Genomic DNA, 23,440 nt, shown 5'->3' on the forward strand with positions numbered 1-23,440 from the left:
CCGGAGTCATGGGTGCCGTGGCATCCGAGAATCCAGAGTCGGCCAAGGAAGACAAGTCGAAGCTCGTCGAGAACAAGGGCGCTCAGTTCACGTCCTACGACGTGAATGCGTTCGAGATCCCGTCCGGCCGTGACGAGCTGTGGCGTTTCACGCCGCTGCGTCGGCTGCGCGGCCTGCACGACGGTTCCGCTGTCGCCGACGGGGCCGCTCAGGTCACCGTCGGTGCACCGGAATCGGTGGTCGTGGAGACCGTGGGCCGTGACGACGACCGACTGGGCAAGGCCGGTGTTCCTGCCGATCGTATAGCCGCTCAGGCATTCTCGGCGTTCACCGAGGCCACGATCGTCTCCGTGCCGAACGAGGTCGAGGTGGCCGATCCGATCGAGATCACCGTCGACGGTCCCGGTGTCGACCACGTCGCCTACGGCCATGTGCAGATCAGACTCGGCACGTTCGCTCGCGCCACCGTCGTGATCGATCAGCGGGGCAGCGGCACGTACGCCGAGAACGTCGAATTCGTTCTCGGTGACAGCTCGCAACTGCACGTCGTACTGATCCAGGACTGGCAGTCCGACGCCGTGCACGTCGCAGCGCACCACGCGATGCTCGGGCGCGACGCCGTGCTGCGGCACTACAACGTCAGTCTCGGCGGCGATCTGGTGCGCATCAGCCCGACCGTGCGCTACAGCGCGCCCGGCGGCGACGCGAACCTGCTCGGTGTTTACTTCGCCGACGCCGGCCAGCACCTAGAGCAGCGACTGCTCGTGGACCACTCGGCACCGCACTGCAAGTCCAATGTGATGTACAAGGGCGCGCTGCAGGGCGAAACCGGACCCGGAACCGTCGACGCGCACACCGTGTGGATCGGAGATGTTCTGATCCGAGCCGAGGCCGAGGGAACCGAGACCTACGAGCTCAACCGCAACCTGGTGCTCACCGATGGTGCGCGGGCCGATTCGGTACCGAACCTCGAGATCGAGACGGGCGAGATCGTCGGAGCAGGCCACGCCAGCGCCACCGGCCGCTTCGACGACGAGCAGCTGTTCTACCTGCGCGCTCGTGGCATCTCGGAGGAGGTTGCTCGTCGACTCGTCGTCCGAGGGTTCTTCCACGAGATCATCGACAAGATTCCGGTCCCCGCCGTACGCGAGCGTCTCGACGCCGCCATCGAGACCGAACTCGCCGTCGCCGGCGCGTAGGTCCACCCGAACCTTTCTCGACTGCACAAAGGAACTGTGATGTCCACACTCGAAATCCGCGATCTGCACGTCAGCGTCGCCAACACCGATTCGTCCGCCGAGCCGATCAACATCCTCAAGGGTGTCGATCTGACCGTGAAGTCCGGCGAGACGCACGCGATCATGGGGCCCAACGGTTCCGGCAAGTCCACCTTGTCGTACGCCATTGCAGGCCATCCGAAGTACACCGTCACCTCCGGCACCATCACCCTCGACGGTGAAGACGTGCTCGAGATGAGCGTCGACGAGCGCGCCCGCGCCGGCCTCTTCCTGGCGATGCAGTACCCAGTGGAGGTGCCCGGCGTCTCGATGTCGAACTTCCTGCGCACCGCCGCCACCGCTGTGCGCGGTGAGGCTCCCAAGCTGCGGCACTGGGTCAAGGAAGCCAAGACCGCCATGAGCGAACTCGAGATCGAGGCCAACTTCCTCGAGCGCAACGTCAACGAAGGCTTCTCCGGCGGCGAGAAGAAGCGTCACGAGATTCTTCAGCTCGGATTGCTCAAGCCCAAGATCGCCATCCTCGACGAGACCGACTCCGGGCTCGACGTCGACGCTCTGCGAGTGGTGTCCGAGGGTGTCAACAAGTACAAGGAGCGCGAAAACGGTGGAGTGCTGCTGATCACGCACTACACCCGCATCCTGCGCTACATCAAGCCCGACTTCGTCCACGTCTTCGTCAACGGCGAAATCGTGAAGTCCGGCGGTGCAGAGCTGGCCGACGAGCTCGAGGCCAACGGATACGCCGGCTACACGCAGGCCGCGACCACCGGAGCATGAGTATGGCTGCACCCGCAGCTGCGGCGGTGGCGGCATCGTTCGATGTCGCCACGGTTCGCCGCGATTTCCCCATCCTCTCGCGCACCGTGCGAGACGGTAAGCCGTTGGTGTACCTGGACTCCGGTGCCACCTCGCAGCGGCCCGTGCAGGTACTCGACGCCGAGCGTGAGTTTCTGACCACGTGCAACGCGGCCGTCCACCGCGGGGCGCATCAGTTGGCCGAAGAGGCCACCGATGCCTACGAGGGTGCTCGCGCCGCCATCGCGTCGTTCGTCGGGGCGGACGTCGACGAGATCGTGTTCACCAAGAACGCGACCGAGTCGCTCAACCTCGTGACGTACGTGCTTGCCGATCAGCGATTCGATCGCCATCTCGGTCCCGGCGACGAGATCGTCGTCACCGAACTCGAGCATCACGCCAATCTCGTTCCGTGGCAGGAGCTTGCCGCTCGAACCGGTGCCACCCTGCGCTGGTACGGCGTGACCGACGACGGACGCATCGATCTCGATTCACTCGAATTGTCTTCTGCCGTCAAGGTTCTCGCGTTCACGCATCAGTCCAACGTGACCGGTGCTGTGGCTCCGGTCGAGGAATTGGTGCGTCGGGCCAGGGCGGTCGGTGCGCTCGTCGTCCTCGACGCATGCCAGTCGGTGCCGCACATGAAGGTCGATTTCCACGCGCTCGATGTCGACTACGCCGCGTTCTCCGGTCACAAGATGCTCGGTCCCTCGGGAGTGGGCGTGCTGTACGGCAAGGCCGCACTCCTCGCGGCGATGCCTCCGTTCATCACCGGCGGTTCGATGATCGAGACCGTCACCATGGAGAAGACGACGTTCGCCGCGCCTCCGCAGCGATTCGAGGCCGGGGTTCCGATGACCTCGCAGGTCGTCGGACTCGGTGCCGCTGTGCGGTACCTGGAGAACATCGGCATCGATGTCATCGCCGCGCACGAAAAGGCCTTGGTCGCAGCAACTCTCGCCGAGTTCGCGAAGATCGACGGTGTTCGCGTTATCGGCCCGACGGAGAACGTCGACCGCGGTTCGGCAGTGTCGTTCGTGGTCGACGGCATTCATGCCCACGACCTCGGACAGATCCTGGACGACGAGGGCGTCGCCATTCGCGTCGGGCATCACTGCGCGTGGCCGCTGCATCGACGCTTCGGTGTGGCTGCGACAGCGCGCGCCTCGTTCGCGTTGTACAACACGGTCGAGGAAGTACAGGTTCTCGCACAGGCCATTCGCCGCGCGCAATCGTTCTTCGGAACCACCGACCACGGCGGGGGAGGGCAGCTGTAGATGCGGATGGAACAGATGTACCAGGAAGTGATCCTCGATCACTACAAGCACCCGCACGGCCGCGGACTGCGCGAGCCCTTCGGCGCGGAGGTGCACCACGTCAACCCCACCTGCGGCGACGAGGTCACCCTGCGCGTGCAGATCGAGGACGGTGCCGTCGCAGACGTGTCGTACGACGGCCAGGGCTGCTCGATCAGTCAGGCAGCGACGTCCGTACTCACCGATCAGGTCGTCGGCCTGAGCGTGGCCGACGCGCTGAAGACGGTCGACGCGTTCAGCGACATGGTCGGCAGCAGAGGTACCGTCGAGGGTGACGAGGACGTCATCGGCGACGGCATTGCGTTCGCCGGTGTGGCCAAGTATCCGGCTCGCGTGAAGTGCGCATTGCTGGGTTGGATGGCTTTCAAGGACGCGGTTGTTCAAGTAGTGGACGCAGATTCGACAGCTACGACGGGCGGGACCGCCCAGTCGGCACTTTCCGGAGGACAGCAATCATGACCGAAGCAACAGAGACGACTCCAGCCGTGACCACTCCGGTGGAACTGACCGCCGACGAGATCAAGGTGCTCGAGGACCTCGAAGAAGCGATGCGCGACGTCGTCGACCCCGAGCTCGGAATCAATGTCGTCGACCTCGGGCTGGTGTACGACATCAAGATCGACGCCGACGACGTCGTCACGGTCGACATGACGCTCACCTCGGCGGCATGCCCGTTGACCGACGTCATCGAGGATCAGGCCCGCGGTGCGCTCGTACGCAGCGGATTGGCCGCCGACCTGAAGATCAACTGGGTGTGGATGCCGCCGTGGGGCCCGGACAAGATCACCGACGACGGTCGCGAGCAGCTCAGGGCCCTCGGCTTCACCGTCTGACCCACTGACGAGTCGGCCCCCTCACGCACCCTTCGCTTCGTCGGCTTTGGAGTCGGTGGTCTTGGCGGGGGTCGACTTCTTCGCAGCAGCCTTCTTGGCCGGGGCTTTCTTCGCAGCAGCTTTCTTGGCGGGAGCCTTCTTCGCCGGAGCAGACGAGGCGGACCCGGACTTCGCGTTCTTGCCTGCCGCCTCCACGCTCCGCTGCAACGCCGCCACGAGATCGACCACCTCGGCGTCCTCGCCGTCGTCGTCTTTCTCCGTCTCGGTGTGGATGACCTTCTCACCGCCGTTGGCGAGCGTCTCGTCGATCAGCTTGCGCAGTTCGATCTGATAATCGTCCGTGTACTCGGTCGGATCGAATTCCGAGGACATGCTTTCCACGAGGGACGTCGCCATCTTCACTTCCTGTGGACGCGCGGACGGCGCGTCCACGAGCGAAGGAAATTCCGCGGCCCTGACTTCGTCCGGCCACAGCAACGTCTGGATCACCAGCACGTCGTCGCGCACGCGGAGGGCGGCCAGACGGGTCTTCTGACGCAGAGTGAAATGCACCAGCGCGGTGCGCTCGGTTTCTTCGAGAGTCTCGCGCAGCAGGACATACGCCTTCGGTGACGCGGAGTCCGGTTCGAGGAAGTAGCTCTTGTCGTAGAGGATCGGATCGATCTGCTCGGTGGGTACGAATTCGAGAACCGGAATTTCGTGTTTCTCCGCCGCAGGCAGCTTGTCGAAGTCGTCGTCGGTGAGGATGACGCGTTCGCCGTCGGGGGAGTCGTACGCCTTGTCGATGTCGGCGAACTGCACCGACTTACCGCATTCCTGGCAGATGCGGTCGTACTTGATGCGACCACCATCTTTCGCGTGCACCTGATGGAACCGAATGTCGTGCTGCTCGGTGGCCGAGTAGACCTTCACCGGAACATTGACCAGTCCGAAGGCGATCGAGCCCTTCCAAATGCTGCGCATCTGTACATGATCGCCGACCGGGCGCCCGCGTGTCGACCGTTGGCGAGAAACTCAGCCGCGGCCCGGAGTACGCACTATCGTGCGCGCGATCGCGAGCCTGGCCGACGCCGGGAGCGTCGGAAACATCTTCAGCATCGCGGTCATCGTCCCCACGGCGTCGTCGTGGCCGGACAGGTACGAGCGCTGCAGTTCGACCGGGAGCGAGAAGAAGCTGGAGAAGAACTGGGGGACCATCTCGGGTTCGAGTGCCAGTGCCGTGCGCAGGCCGAGGTTGCGAAGCTTCTGGACCGTCCACACGTGCACCGGGCGGACCGGGCGCGATCGACCGCCGCCTCGGAACCGCTCGACAAGGTGATCCGCCGATGCCAGCGAGGCCGCGACGCTGTACCCGGTGGCGGGATGCATCAGATTCGAGCGAGAGCCGAACAACACCGGACCGTCTCGGCCGGTGTGCAGTCGCGACCGAGGCGGTGGTTCGACCGAGAAGCGGACACGCTCGACATCCTCGTGGCCGGTCGGTTCCAGGTTGCGGTGGGTGAGGCGGTGGTGCAACCGTGTTCGAAGCACCGAGAGCTCGAGTGCCGGTCGGCCCACCAGACAGGTCTCCTCGAGCAGGATTCGATCGTCGTCGAGCGCCACGGCGTACAGAAAACTCGGCACCTCACCGGGCCGGGCACCGTTGTCGGTGCGCCAATCCATGAACCAGGCGTCGGATCCTTCGAGGATCGGTTCGGCGCGCTCCCGTTCGACGACGATGCCGTATGCGGTCTGCTGTGCCAGGTCGTGTGAATCGAGCGTTCCGCGAGCATCGACGACGTGCCGAGCGTCGACGATGGTGCCGTCGGACGTCGTCACGCGAGAACCGGTGACATCGACGGCCGTTCCGGCGAGCACTCGCACGCGGTCGAGAGACAAGGTCGCTTGCAGTGCAGGTGTGTCCAGCACGCAGTACGTTCGGTCGATGATCCGATGGTGATCGGTCCATACCGCCGGCTTCTGCGCAGTCGAGGCGACGGCGGTCTCGGGCAACCACGGTGGCAACTCGTCGGCCCAGGCAGAATACGTCGGTGTCCAGGTACGCGACGGATGCGGATCGACGACGAGCACGTCGAGTCCTGCCTCGGCGCATCGGTGGGCCACCGACCGTCCCGCCGGGCCGAGTCCGACCACCGCGACGTCGGCCGAGAAATCTTTCACATTCCGCCGGTGGCGAGCAAACCACCGTCCACGCGCACGGTCTCGCCGGTGATCCAGGAAGAGGCGTCCGACACCAGGAAGGCCACCAGGGCCGCGACGTCCTCCGGGTTTCCGAGACGCTTCATCGGATAGCCGGCCGCTGCCGCGTCTTCTCCGTTGGCGACGAGCGCCTCGGCGAATTTGGTCTTCACCACCCCCGGTGCCACGGCATTGACGCGAATCCTCGGACCGAGCTGCCAGGCGAGCTCTTCGGTGAGGCGGATCAGGGCGGCCTTGGATGCGCCGTACGCGGCGATCACGCCGGTCGAGCGGATGCCGGCCACGCTCGCGATGTTGACGACCGCGCCGCCGTGCTCGCCCATCCAGGCATGGAACGCCTGCTGGACGAAGCCGAGGGTACCCACCACGTTCGTGTCGAAGATCTTGCTCACGCCCGCCAGGTCCGCATCCATCAGCGAGCCGTAGACGGGATTGATGCCGGTGTTGTTGACCAGGATGTCCAGCGAACCGAAGGTCTCCACCGTGCTCGCCACCGCGTTGCGCCGGTGCTCCGGATCGCCCGCGTTACCGTCGATCGCGAGCACGGAATCGCCGAGCTCTGCGGCCGCGGCAACGAGAGGTTCGCGCTTGCGGGCGGTGATGGCGACATTCGCGCCGCGAGCGAGCAGTTCGGCGGCGATGGCCTTGCCGATGCCTCGGCTACCGCCGGTGACGAGAGCGGTGCGCCCGGTGAGGTCGGGTATCGGCGCGCTGGAGGGGCTGACGGTTTCGGGGGCGTCGGTCATCGATCAGACGTTACCGGTGTCACCGTCGTTCCTGGGTGAGGGCACGTGAATGCTGAGCTAAAATGGGGGTTTGCTGTGCCGCTCGACGGCATGGTTCGCCCGTCGGTCGACGGGCAACGATCTTGTTCGGCAATCGCTAGGAGTTCACGCGTGATCACCGCCACCGACTTGGAAGTTCGTGCCGGTGTGCGGACCCTTCTGTCCACCGAGGGGCCCGCGCTCCGCGTGCAGGCAGGCGACCGCATCGGGCTGGTGGGTCGAAACGGTGCAGGCAAGACCACCACTCTGCGCATCCTGGCAGGCGAGGGAGAGCCGTACGCGGGCGAGGTCGTGCGTACCGGAGAACTCGGCTACCTACCGCAGGATCCCAAAGAAGGCGACCTCGACGTGCTGGCCAAGGACCGAGTGCTCTCGGCTCGGGGCCTGGACACGCTCCTGCACAGCATGGAGAAGCAGCAGGCATTGATGGCCGAGGTGGCCGACGAGGCGCTGCTCGACAAGGCCGTCCGCAAATACGGTGAACTCGAAGAGCGTTTCGCGTCCCTCGGCGGCTACGAAGCCGAGAGCGAAGCGGCTCGCATCTGCAACAGCCTCGGCTTGGCCGACCGCATCCTCGGCCAACCGCTGCGCACCCTGTCCGGTGGTCAGCGCCGACGCGTCGAACTGGCTCGCATTCTGTTCGCCGCGTCCGACGGCAGTGGCGGCCGCTCGAACACCACATTGCTGCTCGACGAGCCCACCAACCACCTCGACGCCGATTCCATCACCTGGTTGCGCGGATTCCTGCAGAGCCACGAGGGCGGACTCATCGTGATCAGTCACGATGTCGAACTGCTCGGAGACGTGGTGAACAGGGTGTGGTTCCTCGACGCAGTGCGCGGCGAAGCCGACATCTACAACATGAACTGGAAGAAGTACCTCGACGCCCGCGCCACCGACGAGCAGCGTCGCCGCCGTGAGCGCGCCAACGCGGAGAAGAAGGCCGGGGCACTGCGGGTGCAGGCCGCCAAGATGGGGGCCAAGGCAACGAAAGCCGTTGCGGCACAGAACATGGCGAAGCGCGCGGACAAGCTGCTCGCCAACCTCGACGCCGAACGTGTGTCGGACAAGGTGGCGCACATCCGATTCCCCGAGCCTGCACCGTGCGGCAAGACGCCGCTGATGGCGAAGAACCTGACCAAGATGTACGGATCGCTGGAAATCTTCGCAGGCGTCGACCTCGCCATCGACCGGGGCAGCCGTGTCGTGGTGCTCGGGCTCAACGGTGCGGGCAAGACGACGCTGCTGCGGATTCTCGCCGGAACCGAGAAGGCAGACACCGGCGAGATCGAACCCGGCCACGGCATGCGCGTCGGATACTTCGCACAGGAACACGACACTCTCGACGATCACGCGTCGGTCTGGGAGAACATCCGGCACGCGGCACCCGATACCGGCGAGCAGGAACTGCGGTCTCTGCTCGGAGCCTTCATGTTCACCGGCCCCCAGCTCGACCAGCCTGCAGGGACATTGTCCGGCGGTGAGAAGACCCGTCTGGCACTCGCCGGGTTGGTGTCCTCCGCGGCGAACGTGCTGCTGCTCGACGAACCGACCAACAACCTCGACCCGATCTCCCGTGAACAGGTCCTCGACGCGCTCCGCAGCTACAAGGGTGCCGTCGTTCTGGTAACCCACGATCCCGGTGCCGCCGAAGCGCTCTCACCCGAACGAGTGATTCTGCTCCCCGACGGTACCGAGGACCACTGGTCCCAGGAATACCTGGAACTGATCCAGCTGGCCTGACCCGCAGGCCGGCTCGTCCGGGACGTCCCGCTCAGTCCTGCCTGCGGACCGATTCCTCGACCAGATCCAGGATCGCCGCGAGGTTGGATCTCCCGTGGCCCGACGCGATGCGCGCCACCAGGCCGTCCAACACAAGATCCAGGTAGTCGGCGAGGACGTCGTTGGGGACGTCGTCGCGCAATCTTCCTGCGGTCTTCTGGCGCTCGAGTCGCCCGAGTGTCGCGTCGGTCAGCTCTGCAGACCGTTCGGCCCAGCTGGACCGGAAGTCCGCGTCCGTGCGCAATCGTCGGGTGATCTCGAGCCGCGTTCCGAGCCACTCGAACTGTTCGGGTTGCGCCAGCATGTCTCGCATCACCTGCACCAGACCCTGGGTGGCCGCGACCTCGGCCATGCGTCGAGCATCCTCCTGCGCCAGAGCGAGGAAGAGACCGTCCTTGTCCTTGAAGTGGTGGAATATGGCTCCGCGCGACAGGCCGGTGGCCTCTTCGAGACGCCGCACCGTCGCGCCCTCGTAGCCGAACTCGCCGAAGCACTTACGCGCGCCGTCGAGAATTTCGCTTCGACGGGCGGCCAGGTGGTCTTCGCTGACCTTGGGCACGTGTGGGTTTCCTACTTTCGATGAGGGCCTCGACCGATACGGCGATGGGCCCGGAAACACGTTGTCGGTTCCGGGCCCATCGCCGTTCGAGGCATACGTCAGACGACGCGCACTCAGCCTCTGATCATGTTGCGCAGCACGTACTGCAGGATGCCGCCGTTGCGGTAGTAGTCCGCTTCACCCGGGGTGTCGATGCGAACCACGGCCTCGAATTCGACCTTGGTGCCGTCTTCCTTGGTGGCGATGACGGTCATCGTCTTCGGGGTGGTGCCCTCGTTCAGCTTCGCGACGCCGACGATGTCGAAGGTCTCGGTGCCGTCGAGCTTGAGCGACGATGCGCTCTCACCGGCCGGGAACTGCAGGGGAACGACACCCATGCCGATGAGGTTGGAGCGGTGGATGCGCTCGAACGACTCGGTGATGACGGCCTTGACGCCCAGGAGCGAGGTGCCCTTGGCCGCCCAGTCGCGCGAGGAGCCACTGCCGTACTCCTTGCCACCCAGCACGACCAGCGGGATGCCGGCCTTCTGGTAGTTCTGCGACGCGTCGTAGATGAAGGACTGCGGTCCGCCGTCCTGCGTGAAGTCACGGGTGTAGCCGCCCGAGACATCGTCGAGGAGCTGGTTCTTGAGGCGAATGTTCGCGAACGTTCCGCGAATCATGACCTCGTGGTTTCCTCGACGCGAACCGAGCGAGTTGTAGTCCTTGCGCTCGACACCGTGCGAGTCCAGGTACTGCGCAGCAGGCGTACCTGCCTTGATGGGTCCTGCCGGGCTGATGTGGTCGGTGGTGACCGAGTCGCCGAGCAGAGCCAACACGCGTGCACCGGTGATGTCCTCGACGGGAGCCGGGTCCATCGTCATTCCGTCGAAGTACGGAGGCTTGCGCACGTAGGTGGACTTGGGATCCCACTCGAACGTGTCGCCCTCGGGGGTCGACAGGTTCTGCCAGCGGCTGTCGCCTGCGAAGATGGTCTCGTAGGACTTGCTGAACATGTCCCGGCTGATCGACGACTTGATGGTGTCTTCGATCTCCTGCGAGGACGGCCAGATGTCCTTGAGGAACACGGGGTTGCCCTCGTGGTCCTCGCCGAGGGGGTCGGTCTCGAAGTCGAAGTCCATCGTGCCCGCGAGGCCGTAGGCGATGACCAGCGGCGGTGAGGCCAGGTAGTTCATCTTGACGTCGGGGGAGATGCGACCCTCGAAGTTGCGGTTGCCCGACAGCACTGCGGTGACCGAGAGGTCGTTGTCGTTGATCGCCTTCGAGATCGGCTCGAGCAACGGGCCGGTGTTACCGATGCACGTGGTGCAGCCGTAACCACCGAGGTAGTAGCCGAGCTTCTCGAGGTACGGCCACAGGCCCGCCTTCTCGTAGTAGTCGGTGACGACCTGCGAGCCGGGTGCCATGTTGGTCTTGACCCAGGGCTTGGTGGACAGGCCCTTCTCCACGGCGTTGCGGGCGAGCAGTGCTGCGCCGAGCATGACCGACGGGTTCGAGGTGTTGGTGCAGGAGGTGATGCCCGCAACCACGACGGCACCGTGATCGAGGACGAACTCGCCTGCCTCGTCGGTGGTGACCCGGACCGGCTTGCTCGGACGACCCTCGGAACCGTATGCGGCAGAACGAACGTCGACGGAATCCTCTTCGGCGAAGCTCAGCGAAGCGGAGTCGCTTGCCGGGAACGATTCGTCGAGTGCCTCGTCGAGCTTGCTGTCACCCTCGTGCTTCGGGTGATTCTCCTCGACGTAGTTGTGGATGTCCTTGCGGAACGCAACCTTGGACTCGGACAACAGGATTCGGTCCTGCGGACGCTTCGGTCCGGCAATGGACGGAACGACCGTGTTGAGATCGAGCTCGATGTACTCGGAGTACACGGCCTCGTTCTTCGGGTCGTGCCACATGCCCTGTTCCTTGGCGTACGCCTCGACGAGCGCGAGCTGCTCGTCGCTGCGGCCGGTGAGGCGCAGGTAGTTGATGGTTTCCTCGTCGATCGGGAAGATCGCTGCGGTGGAACCGAACTCGGGGCTCATGTTGCCCAGGGTGGCGCGGTTCGCGAGCGGAACCTCGGCCACACCCTCGCCGTAGAACTCGACGAACTTGCCGACGACGCCGTGCTTGCGCAGCATCTCGGTTGCGGTCAGCACCACGTCGGTCGCGGTGACGCCGGGCTGGATCTCACCGGAGAGCTTGAAGCCGACGACGCGGGGGATGAGCATCGAGACGGGCTGGCCGAGCATGGCCGCCTCGGCCTCGATGCCGCCGACGCCCCAGCCGAGCACGCCCAGGCCGTTGACCATCGTGGTGTGCGAGTCGGTGCCGACGCAGGTGTCGGGGTAGGCCTGTCCCTTGCGGGTCATGATCGTCGGTGCCAGGTATTCGATGTTGACCTGGTGCACGATGCCCATGCCCGGGGGGACGACCTTGAAGTCGTCGAATGCGCCCTGTCCCCAACGCAGGAACTGGTAGCGCTCACCGTTGCGCTCGTACTCGAGGTCGACGTTGCGCTCGAGAGCGTCGGCGCGGCCGAAGACGTCGAGGATGACCGAGTGGTCGATGACCATGTCGGCGGGGGAGAGGGGGTTGACCTTGTTGGGGTCGCCGCCCAGGGTGGTGACGGCTTCACGCATCGTGGCGAGGTCGACGATGCACGGAACGCCGGTGAAGTCCTGCATGATGACGCGCGCAGGCGTGAACTGGATTTCGAAGCTCGGCTCCGCGGACGGATCCCACGAGGCAATCGAACGAATGTGGTCGGCGGTGATGTTGGCACCGTCCTCGGTGCGAAGGAGGTTCTCCGCGAGGACCTTCAGTGCATAAGGCAATTTCTCGGCACCGGGCAAAGCCGACAGTCGGAAGATCTCGTACGAGTTCTCGCCGACTTCGAGGGTGCCCTTTGCACCGAATGAATCATTACTTGCGGTCACTTCAGCTCCACTCGTCTATGAGGCACACCGCCGACGGGGCTGTGTCGACGGTTGAAGCGAGGCGCTGGCCGTGGGCCTCGGCCTCGAATCTCGGGGCTGAGAGTTCGAGGCGGACGCTCGGTCAGTGTCTCGATGAAAGTCTAACAGTACGCTTGTCCTGTGAAAACCTGCGGTCGGGTTCTCGGTGGGTGTCGAGAGACCTATCCACACGACGATCCTCACGTAGTGCTCCCGGCTGCGCAATGAAGGGCGACCTCAGTAGTTGCGCCGGACCTGCGGGCCTACCAGATGTGGGTACGTCGGTGACGTAGGGTTCGACCCGACTGGTTCCTACCGACTGGACGAGAGATGCCTGAGCCGATTCACGCCGTTTCCCCGCTTGCCACCGACATACCGGCAGGTCTGGATGTCGACAGCATCGTCGCCACGGTCCGCGAGTCCGGCGTCAGCGCACCCGCCGACGAGGAAGCCGGGCTGTCCTCGGCCGTCGCGCGCGCCGAGGACCACGGCATCGATCTGAGCATCGTGATCGTCCCGAACGAACCTCGCCACGACTCGCAACTGAGGGATCTCGCCACCGCTGTCGGAGCACGCGAGGGTGGCACGGTTCTCGTGCTCAGCCCCGGCCAGGTCGGCTCGTTCAGCGACTCGATCAGTCGGGTGACCCTCGAGGCAGGCCAGGACCGTACCTACACCGGCAACCACGTCGTCGCCGCAGACAATTTCGTCGACACCCTGGTCGAGGATCAGACACCGTGGGGTCTGCTCACGGGCGGCCTGGTGATCGTGGTCGCCGCGGTTGCGACCCTGACTGCTGCCGTCAAGGTCCGCAGATATCGCTCTCGTTCGGAGACGAACGATCATGCGCGCAGCGAGTCCGTCGCCGACTGACCACGCTCGGCCCGAGTGTCGTTCGAGTGACCGACGCTCACACCGTTCGACCCGGTCGCGATCGTGACCGTGAGGTCGTCCGAAAAAGTCGGAAAAATTGTTTCCGGTAAACACCGAGTTCACGGCGTTGTGCCTGGTGGAATTACCAATGTGTCATTTGTGACTGGAGTTTCTTTAGGGTGCGAAGTGTCGTACGGTGCCATTGGCACTGCTGGGGAAGGAGTGTCGCAGAAGGCGGTTGTCATCCGTGGGGAACTCGGGAGGCCACTGCTTCGGGTGTGACTGACGTGGTTCGCACCTGTCGTATCGCTGCGTGTTTCTTTCCCGCCCGGCGAGAACGCTCACCGTCACCTGCGATCGGGGTGGAGGACGGAGGGCACCTCGACGGCACGACGGTTCTGTGCGAACCCGAGTGAATGCCGGACCCGAGGGAGACATTTGTGAGCCGACGTCAAGTCCGCGGAACTCACCGCCGTGCACTCGTCCGTACCCGATTCGTGCTGGTTGGCGCAGGACTCGTTCTCGCGTTGACGGCGACCCTTCCCGGGGTTGCCGCCGCGGTACCACCGCCACCGCCCAACCCGTCGGACACCGATCTCGCCGCTGCGGGTAGCGCCGTCGATTCGAGTCTGGGCCAGGTCGGCCTGCTGATCGACGCGATCGCGTCGGCCAACCAGCAGCTCGCCCAACTCGACGACGAGGTCGCATCGAAGCGAGAAGGCGTCAACAAGGCCTTGGTCGATCTGCAGAATGCACGTGACGCGGCCGATGTCGCCGCCGCCGTCGTCGGTGCTGCGCAGCAGGCACTTGCCGATGCAGGCACCCAGATCCAGGCAGCCCAGGCCAAGTTCGACGCGTTCGCCAAATCCAGCTACACCCAGGGCTCCGGCGTCGCCTCCATGGCATCGTTCCTCGGATCCAGCGGACCGGACGACGTCCTGGACCGCGCCCAGGTCCTCAAGGTGCTCTCCAACAGCCAGAACGCGGTGCTCGACGGCTTGCAGCGGGCCCGAACCGAGCAGGCGAACCGCGATTCGGCAGCGCGAGAATCCAAGCAGCAGGCCGACGCGGCCGCCTCGGAAGCCGAGGCCAAGAAGGCAGAGGCCGAGCAGGCCATCGCGGAGGCGCAGGCAGCGCTGCAGGCCGAGGCCGACCGGAAGGCCACGATCGAAGCACAGCGTGACTCGGCGCAGACCGAACTCGACGCCGCCCGCAGCAATGTCGCCGGTCTGCAGGACCAGCGCGCGGCGTACGGCAGCTGGGAGGCGCAGAAGGCGGCCGAGGACGCGGCCATCGCCGCCGCCACGGCCGCGGCGAAGGAAGCTGCTGTACAGGCAGCTGCGCGAGTATCGGCGAACCTGGCGGCGCAGCAACGCGCGGCGGCCATTGCCGAAGGCCAGCGTTCACACGTGGACGTCGACGAGGATGCCAGCGCGTCGACCGATACCGACAGCTCCACCGCGACCACTCCCACCAAACCGAAGACGCCGACCAAACCGAAGACGTCCACGACCCCGTCGGTCACCGGAAGCGCAGCCGTCGAGTTGGCGATCGACCGTGGAATGAGCCAGCTCGGCGTGCCGTACTCGTGGGGTGGCGGCGACGAGAACGGGCCGACCAAGGGCATCAGGGACGGCGGAGTCGCGGACAGCTACGGCGACTACAACAAGGTCGGCTTCGACTGCTCGGGCTTGATGATCTATGCCTTCGCCGGCCTGGGAATCTCGTTGCCGCACTACACCGGCTACCAGTACACAGCGGGCAAGCAGGTGCCGTCCTCGGACATGAAGCGTGGCGACATGATCTTCTACGGACCCAACGCCAGCCAACACGTCGCGCTCTACCTCGGCGACGGCAAGATGCTCGAAGCTCCCCAGTCCGGTTCGGTGGTCAAGGTGTCCGACGTGCGATACAGCGGAATGACGCCGTACGCCGTGCGCATGGTGTCCTGAGTGCGATCGGGCGCCTCTCCGGACTCCAGAGTCGTTCCCGCAGGCTCCACTCCGGCCCGTGGGTCGGGGGCGCCTTTCGGCGCGCATACCGATCACCTGGAATAGTTGGTTGCGGCGGTACGAAACGAGCCCGACGACGATCGACTGAAAGCGGTGAATTCTTGGTGACATCACGTGACGGCCGGATTTCGAACGACGAGGGGTCGACGCGAGTCGAGTCTCCGACTCCGAATCCACCGGGTGTGGAGCCGACGCGAGTGGACAGTCCGTCCCTGGCCGAGGACGTCCAGCTTCTCGAAAAGGCCGTGTACGAGGTCAAGCGTGTGATCGTCGGTCAGGATCGCCTCGTCGAGCGCATTCTGGTGGGGTTGCTCGCCCGCGGACACGTGTTGCTCGAGGGCGTACCCGGCGTCGCCAAGACCCTTGCCGTCGAGACCTTCGCACGTGTGGTGGGCGGCTCGTTCTCGCGAGTTCAGTTCACCCCCGACCTGGTTCCCACCGACCTCGTTGGCACCCGCATCTACCGTCAGGGCCGTGAGGAGTTCGACACCGAACTCGGACCCGTGGTGGCGAACTTCGTGTTGGCCGACGAGATCAACCGAGCGCCGGCCAAGGTGCAGTCCGCACTGCTGGAGGTCATGGCGGAACGACACGTGACCATCGGTGGCAAGACGTTTCCGATGCCCGATCCGTTCCTGGTGATGGCAACGCAGAACCCCATCGAGAACGAGGGCGTGTACCCCCTTCCCGAAGCTCAGCGAGACAGATTTCTGTTCAAGATCGTCGTCGACTACCCGACGGTCGAGGAAGAACGCGAGATCGTCTACCGCATGGGCATCAAAGCTCCCGAGCCCAAGCAGATCCTGGACCCGGTCGAGTTGGTTCGCCTGCAGAATCTGGCCAGCTCGGTGTTCGTGCACCACGCGCTCGTCGACTACGTGGTGCGGGTCATCGCGGCTACCCGAACTCCCGAGCAGTTCGGTATGGACGATGTGGGCAGCTGGATCGCCTACGGTGCATCGCCGCGTGCGACGCTTGGCATCATCGCGGCCTCGCGCGCACTGGCTCTGCTCCGCGGTCGCGACTACGTCGTTCCCCAGGACGTACTCGAGGTCATTCCCGACGTGCTCCGGCACCGTCTCGTGCTGTCCTACGACGCTCTGGCCGACGAGGTGACCCCCGAGACGGTCATCTCTCGGGTACTGCAGACCGTCGGGTTGCCGCAGGTGTCGCCGCAGGCGGTACCGGTTCCGCAGAGCAACGGAGCCGGTCCGGACGGCCCGCACTTCGACGGACGTCAGCCGCAGGGTCCCTACCCGGCGCAGGGGCAGTTCCCGGCCCCCGGCCAGTTCCCCGCTCCGGGCCAGTTCCCCGGACAGGGACAGCCGCCGCAGTCGCAGCAGCCAGGATCTCAGCAGCCTCCGCAGGGCGGTCAGTACGGCCAGCAGGCGCCGTCGTTGCAGAAGCCGTCGGGTGACGGATCGTCGATCGGTACGCCGGGGCAGTGAGCGGATCCGACACCGCGCCCGCGACCGCAGGCAGAGCCGTCGTAGCCCGGCCACCGTCGTTCCGCTCGGGTGAGCTGCGCGATCCGAAGTTGGCCGCAGCGCTGCGGACTCTGGAGCTGACGGTGCGTCGACGGCTCGACGGGGTTCTGCACGGCGACCATCTCGGGTTGATTCCCGGACCGGGATCCGAGCCGGGTGACGCCAGGGAGTACCAGCCGGGCGACGATGTCCGTCAGATGGATTGGTCGGTCACTGCGCGTACGACGCATCCGCACGTGCGGCAATCCGTGGCCGACCGCGAGCTGGAGACCTGGCTCGTGGTCGACTTGTCGGCCAGCCTCGACTTCGGCACCACCGGGTGCGAGAAGCGGGATCTTGCGGTCGCGGCCTCGGCTGCCATCACTCATCTGTCCGGCGGTGGCGGCAATCGAATCGGCGCGGTGGTTGCCACCGGTGCCGACACCAACCGCATTCCGGCACGGGGCGGCCGCGTGCACACTCAATCGATGCTCCGGGCGATAGCCACGACGCCGTCCGCGGCCGACGGTGTGCGCGGTGACCTGCGTGCTGCCATCGAAGCGCTACGACGGCCCGAACGCCGCCGCGGGATGGCCGTGGTGATCAGCGACTTTCTCGGGCCGATCGATTGGGAGCGCTCCCTTCGTGCCATCTCCGCTCGGCACGACGTGCTGGCCGTCGAGGTACTCGACCCACGTGATCTGGAACTGCCCGACGTCGGTGACGTCGTTCTCCACGACCCGGAATCCGGCCGCACTCGAGAATTCAGTACGACGCCGCGGTTGCGTGCAGATTTCGCGCGCGCAGCAGCTGCGCACCGCGACGATGTGGAGAAGGCGCTGCGGCGGTGCGGTGCACCTCGATTGACGCTCCGCACCGACGGTGACTGGATCGCCGACGTCGTACGGTTCGTGACCGCACGCAGGCACACCATCGGGTCAGGCTTCACCAACACCGCTCGGGCGGGTTCGCGATGAGCCTGACCGATTTCGCGTCGCCGTGGTGGCTCGGATTCCTCGTCGTCGTCATCGCGCTGACGGTCGGCTACGTCTGGATTCAGCGGCGCAAGCAGAAGCACGTACTGCGGTTCTCCAACATGGAACTGCTCGAGTCCGTCGCGCCGGATCGGCCGAACCGGTTACGTCATCTGCCCACCGCACTGGTGCTGGTCGGTTTGCTGTTCCTCACAGTCGCACTGGCAGGCCCGACGGCGGACGAGCGCGTGCCGCGGAACCGGGCGACCGTCATGCTCGTGATCGACGTGTCGCTGTCCATGGAGGCCACCGACGTCGAGCCGACTCGGTTGGCGGCCGCGCAGGAAGCAGCAAAATCCTTCGCAGACGGTCTGACGCCCGGTATCAATCTCGGATTGGTCGCGTTCGCCGGTACGGCGTCGGTTCTGGTCTCGCCCACGGCCAACCGCGAAGCCACCAAGTCCGCCATCGACAAGCTGCAGCTCAGCGAGCGAACGGCCACCGGCGAGGCGATCTTCACCTCGCTCCAGTCGATCGACACTCTCGGAGCGATACTCGGCGGCGGCGACGCGGCTCCTCCGGCGCGCATCGTGCTGCTCTCGGACGGTAAGCAGACCGTTCCGCAGAACCTCGACGACCCACGCGGCGGGTACACCGCAGCGCGGGCAGCCAAGGACAAAGGCGTGCCGATCTCCACGATCTCGTTCGGTACCAGCTACGGCTCGGTCGAAATCGAGGACGAGGCCGGGGTCGAACGGGTGCCGGTACCCGTCGACGATCCGTCCCTGCGTGAGATCGCGGCTCTTTCCGGTGGCAGCTTCTTCACCGCGTCGTCGCTCGAGGATCTCCGCGACGTGTACGACACCCTGGAGGAGCAGATCGGTTTCGAGATCACTCGCGGAGACGCGTCGCGTCCCTGGTTGATTCTCGGGGTCCTGTTCATCTCGTCGGGGTTGGGTTCGGCATTGGTGATGCGGCAACGATTGCCGTGATCGCTGTTATTACTCACCAGTAAGTTTCGCTTTGTCATTCCAGGACGAACAGATAGGTTGCTAGGCATGTCCACACCTGACTTCATCGCGCGATCGGCACTCGTCACCGGAGGTAACCGGGGAATCGGTCTTGCCATTGCCCAGCGGCTCCACGCCGACGGACACAAGGTGGCCGTCACCCACCGCGGATCGGGAGCGCCCGACGGTCTGTTCGGAGTCGTCTGCGACGTCACCGACTCCGCCTCGGTCGACGCGGCCTTCAAGGAGGTCGAGGAGAAGCAGGGACCGGTCGAGGTGCTCGTGGCCAACGCCGGTATCACCGACGACACGCTTCTGATGCGCATGACCGAGGACCAGTTCCAGCGTGTCATCGACGCGAACCTCACCGGAGCCTTCCGCGTCGCCAAGCGCGCCAACCGCGCCATGCTGCGCGCGCGCTGGGGCCGGATGATCTTCCTGAGTTCGGTCGTGGCCATGGCCGGCGGACCGGGGCAGATCAACTACGCGGCGTCCAAGGCGGGCGTCATCGGCATGGCTCGGTCGATCACGAGGGAACTGGGTTCGCGGTCCATCACGGCGAACGTCGTGTCTCCGGGGTTCATCGAAACCGACATGACCGCAGAACTCTCGGACGACTTGCGCAGCAAGGCCAAGGAATTCATTCCGCTTCAGCGTCTGGGTCAGCCCGAGGACGTCGCGGCAGTGGTGAGCTTCCTGGCGGGCCCCGACTCCTCCTACGTGTCCGGTGCCGTGATCCCCGTCGACGGCGGCATGGGCATGGGCCACTGAGAGTCGCTCTCGCACAATACTTTTCAAGTTGGATGTCATCGATTTCATCTCCGAAAGCAAGGAATACAGCACTATGGGCGGATTGCTCGAAGGCAAGACCATTCTCATCACCGGCATCATCACCGACGCCTCGATCGCGTTCCACGCCGCAGCGATGGCGCAGGAGCAGGGCGCCAAGGTGATCATCACCGGCTTCGATCGGCTCCGGCTCATCGACCGCATCGCGCAGCGTCTGCCCAAGGAGGTGCCCCCGGCGATCGAGCTCGACGCCACCAACGAGGAGCACCTTGCCGCCCTGGCGGACCGAGTGCGCGAAGTGGCCCCCGAGGGCATCGACGGAGTTCTCCACTCCATCGCGTTCGCACCCCGCACCCTGATGGGACCGGACGCCAAGCCGTTCCTCGACGGCCCCGGCCCCGATGCCGCGAGAGCATTCGAGATCTCCGCGTGGAGCTACGCATCGCTCGCGCGCGCCGTGCTCCCGGTCATGAACGAGGGCGGCTCCATCGTCGGAATGGACTTCGACCCCCGCACCTCGATGCCGTACTACAACTGGATGGGTGTGGCCAAGGCTGCACTCGAATCGGTCAACCGCTACGTCGCCAGGGAAGTGGGCGCCGCCAAGCGCATCCGATCCAATCTTGTTGCAGCAGGGCCGATCAGAACTCTTGCCGCCAAGGCGATTGCGGGTACCGCGACCGGTGATGCCGCCAAGATGGACCAGCTGAACGTGTACTGGGACGGTGCCGCTCCCATCGGTTGGGACGTCAACGACCCGACCGTCGTCGCGAAGTCCATCGTCGCGTTGCTCTCGGATTGGCTGCCCGGCACCACCGGATCCATCGTGTACGTCGACGGCGGAGCCAGCCACAACACGTACCTGCCCGAGAACATGTGATGCCGCGGTGGGCGGAACCGCACGTGGTTTCGCTCACCGAGAGGTTTCGTTCGCCGATCGGACCCCCGCCGGGGCCGGTCTGCGACGGGGGCACAATGGAAACATGACCACCCCTGGAGACTTCGACGCATTGTTGGTGCTCTCGTTCGGCGGGCCGGAACAGCCCGCCGACGTACGCCCGTTCCTGGAGAACGTCACTCGCGGACGCGGGGTGCCTCCCGAGCGGCTCGATGCCGTCGTCGAGCACTACATGCATTTCGGGGGAGTCTCTCCCATCAACCGGCTCAACCGAGACATCATCGACGCACTCCGCGGCGAATTCGATTCCGCCGGAGTGGATCTGCCGATCTATTTCGGAAACCGCAACTGGCACCCGATGATCGAGGACACCGTCGCGACCATGAAGTCCGACGGAATTACGAACGCCCTCGTGTTTCCCACCTCCGCGTGGGGCGGATACTCCGGCTGCAGGCAGTACCACGAGGACATCGCTCGGGCCCGCGCCGCCGTCGGCGACGATGCGCCCCATCTGCTCAAGATTCGGCAGTACTACGACCACCCGCTGATGGTCGACGCGTTCAGCGACGCCGTGGCAACGGCGCGAGCCTCGCTACCCGAGCAGCACCGCGCCGGTGCGCGTCTGGTGTTCACTGCACACTCCATTCCCTCGGCCGCCGACGCCAACGCCGGCCCGCCCGAGGACGGCGGTCATCTCTACAGCCGTCAGGTGGCCGAGGCCTCGAGGCTCGTCGCGGCCGCGTCGGGCGTCGACGACTACGACCTGGTGTGGCAGTCCCGCTCCGGACCCCCGCAGGTGCCGTGGCTCGACCCCGACATCTGCGATCACCTCGAAGCGCTGTCGGAGAAGTCCGTCGACGCCGTGATCGTGTGTCCGATCGGATTCGTGTCCGACCACCTCGAGGTCGTGTGGGATCTCGACACCGAGGCGGAGGAGAAGGCCGGCGAACTCGGTATGGCCTTCGCTCGCGCGGGCACTCCCGGATCCGACGCGCGTTTCCCGCGGATGATTCGCGAGCTCGTGGACGAATACCGAGTCGGTGGTCGATGCCGCGGCCTCGGCAGTGTGCCCGGCTACGGTTCGACGCTGGACGGCAGTCGCTGCGCCGTCGGGTGCTGTGAGCAGCCCACCCGGCCGTCCAGGCCCGCCGCTGCCACGTCGTGAACGTATCCGCCTGACACCCCGCTGCCGAGGGGGTGTCAGGCGGAATGCATCGCCGCTTCGATGCTCGTCGCGACCGCGATGGTGCGCGCGGTACGCACCGCAGCCCACAGCGGTCGAACGAGCTCTTCCCGTGCTGCGGCTGCCGACGCGGTCGGTGCCTCCGACGGAGCCGATCCCGCTGCGACCGTCAGGATGGCGGCGACTCGATCCGCCGATTCGAGGACGCGGAACGCTCTGTCGGACATGTCGGCCGGGTAGCGATGCCGTGCCGCGTCGGCGATCAGTGCGGCGATACGGGTGCGCGGATCGGTGTCGAGGGTTCGGGTGGGTAGCGACTGCATCTGCGCGAGCGCCTCCGCCGCGCCGCGCACGGCCTCACGCATCTCGTACTCGGCCTCACCCAGGCCCTGATCCCGACGACCGTGCTCGGGGACGACGATCGAATACACGGTCCAGCGCAACACATCCGGTCCCTCCACGACGGGCACCACACCGATGCCGGCGTTACCCGAGGTCCCGATCACCACCGCCTGACCGGTGCCGAGAGCAGCTCGTGAGAAGTCCGTGTTCGCAGGGAGGCCGCTCACCGCGCCGGGAGCGGGCAGAACGAGCTTGACCCGATCGTCCCCGGCCGCGGGCGTCGACGCAGTGGCAGCCGCTCGGATCGCGTGCAGCAAGCCTGCGATCCCATCGGCGTAGCCGGGGTACTGCAGCCCGAAATCGGTGGCCGCGTCCGCATCGCCCGCACCCACGAGATGCATCGGTGCCCACTCGGACATGGCGTCGATGACATCGTCGGGCGAGCTGGCACCGGCCAGCCAGGAACCGGCCCACAGGGCGAGACTCGTACTGGAGGAACACACGACTCACGAGCATAGGTCGGCGTGGCGAACCGTGCTCGGGACGCCGGTGTCGCTAGCGTTGGTCGCCGTGAACGACATGTACGGCGGAGACATTCTCAAAGGGCACAGTCGCATGCGGAAGGTTCCGGCACCGGAGGTGTCGGCCGAGCGGGGACTGGTGGTCGAAGACGCCGGTACCGGGTATTGCGGTGCGGTGGTCGGCTTCGAGCGCACCTACGACGGAGATTTCGTCCGGCTCGAGGACGGTGCCCGCACGACGCGGCTGTTCGCCCTGCGCGAGGCAGCGTTCTTGATCGACGGACGTCGGGTCACCCTGGTTCGACCCAAGCCTGCGGCGGCAGCGGCGGCACCGACGCGTTCCGCGTCCGGCTCGACCAAAGTCGAGGGACTGCGCGCCCGCACCGCCCGTGCCAGCCGCATCTGGGTCGAGGGCGTGCACGACGCGGCCCTGGTGGAAAGTGTGTGGGGACACGATCTTCGGGTGGAGGGCGTGGTCGTCGAGCATCTCGAGGGTCTGGACAATCTGGGGGAGCGGTTGGCGGACTTCGGTCCTGGCCCCGGCCGTCGCGTCGGAGTGCTGGTGGACCATTTGGTGACCGGGTCCAAGGAGTCGAAGTTGACGAGGTCGCTGGGCGAGCACGTTCTGGTCACCGGTCATCCGTTCATCGACGTCTGGGAGGCGGTCAAGCCGGCTGCTGTCGGCATCGATGCCTGGCCGAAGATTCCGCGGGGCGAGGATTGGAAGACCGGGATCTGCCGAGAGCTGGGGTGGGGGAGTCCGCGAGAGGGATGGCGTCGGGTGTATTCGTCGGTGTCGAGCTTTCGGGATCTCGAGGCACCGTTGATCGGCGCTGTCGAACAATTGGTCGACTTCGTGACCGAGCAGCCATCCTGAGCAGCTGATCCACCGCCGGATGTCCGATTCGTGATTGGATGGAGGC

At 65.6% G+C, this 23,440-nt stretch carries 21 protein-coding genes; 15 read left to right on the forward strand and 6 right to left on the reverse strand.

Translation table 11 applies throughout. The annotated features are described in order from the left end of the window. Positions 1 to 8: 8 nt before the first annotated feature. The 5 genes from sufD to ABZ677_RS14730 are packed head-to-tail and all read left to right on the forward strand — an operon-like array spanning position 9 to position 4,182. Positions 9 to 1,199 (forward strand): Fe-S cluster assembly protein SufD, encoded by a 1,191-nt coding sequence (gene sufD / locus ABZ677_RS14710; RefSeq protein WP_358370630.1) that lies wholly within the window; start codon positions 9 to 11, stop codon positions 1,197 to 1,199. 39 nt (positions 1,200 to 1,238) lie between these two features. After that, complete coding sequence (gene sufC, locus ABZ677_RS14715; protein ID WP_358370467.1) at positions 1,239 to 2,015, forward strand: Fe-S cluster assembly ATPase SufC; 777 nt, start codon at positions 1,239 to 1,241, stop codon at positions 2,013 to 2,015. 2 nt (positions 2,016 to 2,017) lie between these two features. After that, positions 2,018 to 3,310, forward strand: a complete 1,293-nt coding sequence (locus tag ABZ677_RS14720) for a cysteine desulfurase (RefSeq protein WP_358370470.1) — start codon at positions 2,018 to 2,020, stop codon at positions 3,308 to 3,310. Then, positions 3,311 to 3,808, forward strand: a complete 498-nt coding sequence (gene sufU, locus ABZ677_RS14725; RefSeq protein ID WP_037189362.1) for a Fe-S cluster assembly sulfur transfer protein SufU — start codon at positions 3,311 to 3,313, stop codon at positions 3,806 to 3,808. It begins immediately after the preceding gene. Then, positions 3,805 to 4,182: a metal-sulfur cluster assembly factor gene (locus ABZ677_RS14730; RefSeq protein ID WP_358370473.1), complete on the forward strand. Its 378-nt coding sequence runs from the start codon at positions 3,805 to 3,807 to the stop codon at positions 4,180 to 4,182. Before sufU ends, ABZ677_RS14730 begins: the two co-directional genes overlap by 4 nt. A 21-nt stretch (positions 4,183 to 4,203) precedes the next feature. Here the strand turns inward: ABZ677_RS14730 and ABZ677_RS14735 are convergent, their stop codons facing one another. Genes ABZ677_RS14735 through ABZ677_RS14745 form a run of 3 tightly spaced genes read right to left on the reverse strand, consistent with a single transcriptional unit; the run spans position 4,204 to position 7,127 of the window. Then, positions 4,204 to 5,145: a Ku protein gene (locus ABZ677_RS14735; RefSeq protein WP_358370476.1), complete on the reverse strand. Its 942-nt coding sequence runs from the start codon at positions 5,143 to 5,145 to the stop codon at positions 4,204 to 4,206. Positions 5,146 to 5,196: 51 nt separating this feature from the next. Next, complete coding sequence (locus tag ABZ677_RS14740; protein ID WP_358370479.1) at positions 5,197 to 6,342, reverse strand: lycopene cyclase family protein; 1,146 nt, start codon at positions 6,340 to 6,342, stop codon at positions 5,197 to 5,199. Further along, the gene (locus tag ABZ677_RS14745; RefSeq protein WP_037189357.1) at positions 6,339 to 7,127 is read right to left on the reverse strand and encodes an SDR family oxidoreductase; all 789 of its coding nucleotides are present in this window, start codon (positions 7,125 to 7,127) and stop codon (positions 6,339 to 6,341) included. Before ABZ677_RS14745 ends, ABZ677_RS14740 begins: the two co-directional genes overlap by 4 nt. Positions 7,128 to 7,277: 150 nt before the next feature. On the opposite strand from ABZ677_RS14745, the gene ABZ677_RS14750 reads away from it, so the two are divergent. Then, positions 7,278 to 8,909 carry an ABC-F family ATP-binding cassette domain-containing protein gene (locus ABZ677_RS14750; protein ID WP_068050503.1) on the forward strand — a complete coding sequence of 544 codons (1,632 nt, stop codon included), beginning with the start codon at positions 7,278 to 7,280 and terminating at the stop codon, positions 8,907 to 8,909. A gap of 31 nt (positions 8,910 to 8,940) precedes the next feature. Here ABZ677_RS14750 and ABZ677_RS14755 read toward each other — a convergent pair whose 3' ends face one another. Next, positions 8,941 to 9,507: a TetR/AcrR family transcriptional regulator gene (locus ABZ677_RS14755; RefSeq protein ID WP_037189354.1), complete on the reverse strand. Its 567-nt coding sequence runs from the start codon at positions 9,505 to 9,507 to the stop codon at positions 8,941 to 8,943. A gap of 113 nt (positions 9,508 to 9,620) precedes the next feature. Continuing rightward, positions 9,621 to 12,431: an aconitate hydratase gene (locus ABZ677_RS14760; protein WP_037189352.1), complete on the reverse strand. Its 2,811-nt coding sequence runs from the start codon at positions 12,429 to 12,431 to the stop codon at positions 9,621 to 9,623. A gap of 348 nt (positions 12,432 to 12,779) precedes the next feature. Between ABZ677_RS14760 and ABZ677_RS14765 the strand changes: the two genes are divergently transcribed. From ABZ677_RS14765 to ABZ677_RS14800, 8 genes are all read left to right on the forward strand, one after another. After that, entirely contained in the window at positions 12,780 to 13,322 is a 543-nt protein-coding gene (locus ABZ677_RS14765) for a DUF6676 family protein (RefSeq protein WP_358370484.1), read from the forward strand. 440 nt (positions 13,323 to 13,762) lie between these two features. After that, a complete protein-coding gene (locus tag ABZ677_RS14770; protein WP_358370487.1) occupies positions 13,763 to 15,274 on the forward strand; it encodes an NlpC/P60 family protein in 1,512 nt (503 codons plus the stop codon). 257 nt (positions 15,275 to 15,531) lie between these two features. Beyond that, entirely contained in the window at positions 15,532 to 16,782 is a 1,251-nt protein-coding gene (locus ABZ677_RS14775; RefSeq protein ID WP_082323608.1) for an AAA family ATPase, read from the forward strand. Then, a complete protein-coding gene (locus ABZ677_RS14780; RefSeq protein WP_037189349.1) occupies positions 16,779 to 17,777 on the forward strand; it encodes a DUF58 domain-containing protein in 999 nt (332 codons plus the stop codon). Before ABZ677_RS14775 ends, ABZ677_RS14780 begins: the two co-directional genes overlap by 4 nt. After that, positions 17,774 to 18,766, forward strand: a complete 993-nt coding sequence (locus tag ABZ677_RS14785; RefSeq protein ID WP_037189348.1) for a VWA domain-containing protein — start codon at positions 17,774 to 17,776, stop codon at positions 18,764 to 18,766. The genes ABZ677_RS14780 and ABZ677_RS14785 overlap by 4 nt, the downstream gene beginning before the upstream one ends. Positions 18,767 to 18,832: 66 nt before the next feature. Continuing rightward, positions 18,833 to 19,555, forward strand: coding sequence for a 3-oxoacyl-ACP reductase FabG1 (gene fabG1 / locus ABZ677_RS14790; RefSeq protein ID WP_358370491.1), 723 nt, complete (start codon positions 18,833 to 18,835; stop codon positions 19,553 to 19,555). A gap of 73 nt (positions 19,556 to 19,628) precedes the next feature. Beyond that, the gene (inhA, locus tag ABZ677_RS14795) at positions 19,629 to 20,453 is read left to right on the forward strand and encodes an NADH-dependent enoyl-ACP reductase InhA (RefSeq protein WP_032377850.1); all 825 of its coding nucleotides are present in this window, start codon (positions 19,629 to 19,631) and stop codon (positions 20,451 to 20,453) included. 103 nt (positions 20,454 to 20,556) lie between these two features. Beyond that, the gene (locus ABZ677_RS14800) at positions 20,557 to 21,636 is read left to right on the forward strand and encodes a ferrochelatase (RefSeq protein WP_358370493.1); all 1,080 of its coding nucleotides are present in this window, start codon (positions 20,557 to 20,559) and stop codon (positions 21,634 to 21,636) included. A 35-nt stretch (positions 21,637 to 21,671) separates the two neighbouring features. On the opposite strand, the gene ABZ677_RS14805 is transcribed toward ABZ677_RS14800, so the two are convergent. Further along, positions 21,672 to 22,499 carry a hypothetical protein gene (locus ABZ677_RS14805; protein WP_358370496.1) on the reverse strand — a complete coding sequence of 276 codons (828 nt, stop codon included), beginning with the start codon at positions 22,497 to 22,499 and terminating at the stop codon, positions 21,672 to 21,674. A gap of 76 nt (positions 22,500 to 22,575) precedes the next feature. Here ABZ677_RS14805 and ABZ677_RS14810 point away from each other — a divergent pair, with 76 nt between their 5' ends. Then, positions 22,576 to 23,394: a DUF3097 domain-containing protein gene (locus ABZ677_RS14810; protein WP_037190036.1), complete on the forward strand. Its 819-nt coding sequence runs from the start codon at positions 22,576 to 22,578 to the stop codon at positions 23,392 to 23,394. Positions 23,395 to 23,440 lie beyond the last annotated feature (46 nt).

It is taken from the genome of Rhodococcus sp. NPDC006774, from assembly GCF_040636045.1.
GTDB lineage: Bacteria > Actinomycetota > Actinomycetes > Mycobacteriales > Mycobacteriaceae > Rhodococcoides.

What these genes read in the sequence shown, in the direction of transcription:
- ABZ677_RS14720 (WP_358370470.1), top strand. Translation starts at nt 2,018, where the DNA reads ATGGCTGCACCCGCAGCTGCGGCGGTGGCGGCATCGTTCGATGTCGCC.
- ABZ677_RS14785 (WP_037189348.1), top strand. Translation starts at nt 17,774, where the DNA reads ATGAGCCTGACCGATTTCGCGTCGCCGTGGTGGCTCGGATTCCTCGTC.
- sufU (WP_037189362.1), top strand. Translation starts at nt 3,311, where the DNA reads ATGCGGATGGAACAGATGTACCAGGAAGTGATCCTCGATCACTACAAG.
- ABZ677_RS14735 (WP_358370476.1), bottom strand. Translation starts at nt 5,145, where the DNA reads ATGCGCAGCATTTGGAAGGGCTCGATCGCCTTCGGACTGGTCAATGTT.
- inhA (WP_032377850.1), top strand. Translation starts at nt 19,629, where the DNA reads ATGGGCGGATTGCTCGAAGGCAAGACCATTCTCATCACCGGCATCATC.
- ABZ677_RS14745 (WP_037189357.1), bottom strand. Translation starts at nt 7,127, where the DNA reads ATGACCGACGCCCCCGAAACCGTCAGCCCCTCCAGCGCGCCGATACCC.
- sufC (WP_358370467.1), top strand. Translation starts at nt 1,239, where the DNA reads ATGTCCACACTCGAAATCCGCGATCTGCACGTCAGCGTCGCCAACACC.
- fabG1 (WP_358370491.1), top strand. Translation starts at nt 18,833, where the DNA reads ATGTCCACACCTGACTTCATCGCGCGATCGGCACTCGTCACCGGAGGT.
- ABZ677_RS14800 (WP_358370493.1), top strand. Translation starts at nt 20,557, where the DNA reads ATGACCACCCCTGGAGACTTCGACGCATTGTTGGTGCTCTCGTTCGGC.
- ABZ677_RS14730 (WP_358370473.1), top strand. Translation starts at nt 3,805, where the DNA reads ATGACCGAAGCAACAGAGACGACTCCAGCCGTGACCACTCCGGTGGAA.
- ABZ677_RS14810 (WP_037190036.1), top strand. Translation starts at nt 22,576, where the DNA reads ATGTACGGCGGAGACATTCTCAAAGGGCACAGTCGCATGCGGAAGGTT.
- sufD (WP_358370630.1), top strand. Translation starts at nt 9, where the DNA reads ATGGGTGCCGTGGCATCCGAGAATCCAGAGTCGGCCAAGGAAGACAAG.
- ABZ677_RS14765 (WP_358370484.1), top strand. Translation starts at nt 12,780, where the DNA reads ATGCCTGAGCCGATTCACGCCGTTTCCCCGCTTGCCACCGACATACCG.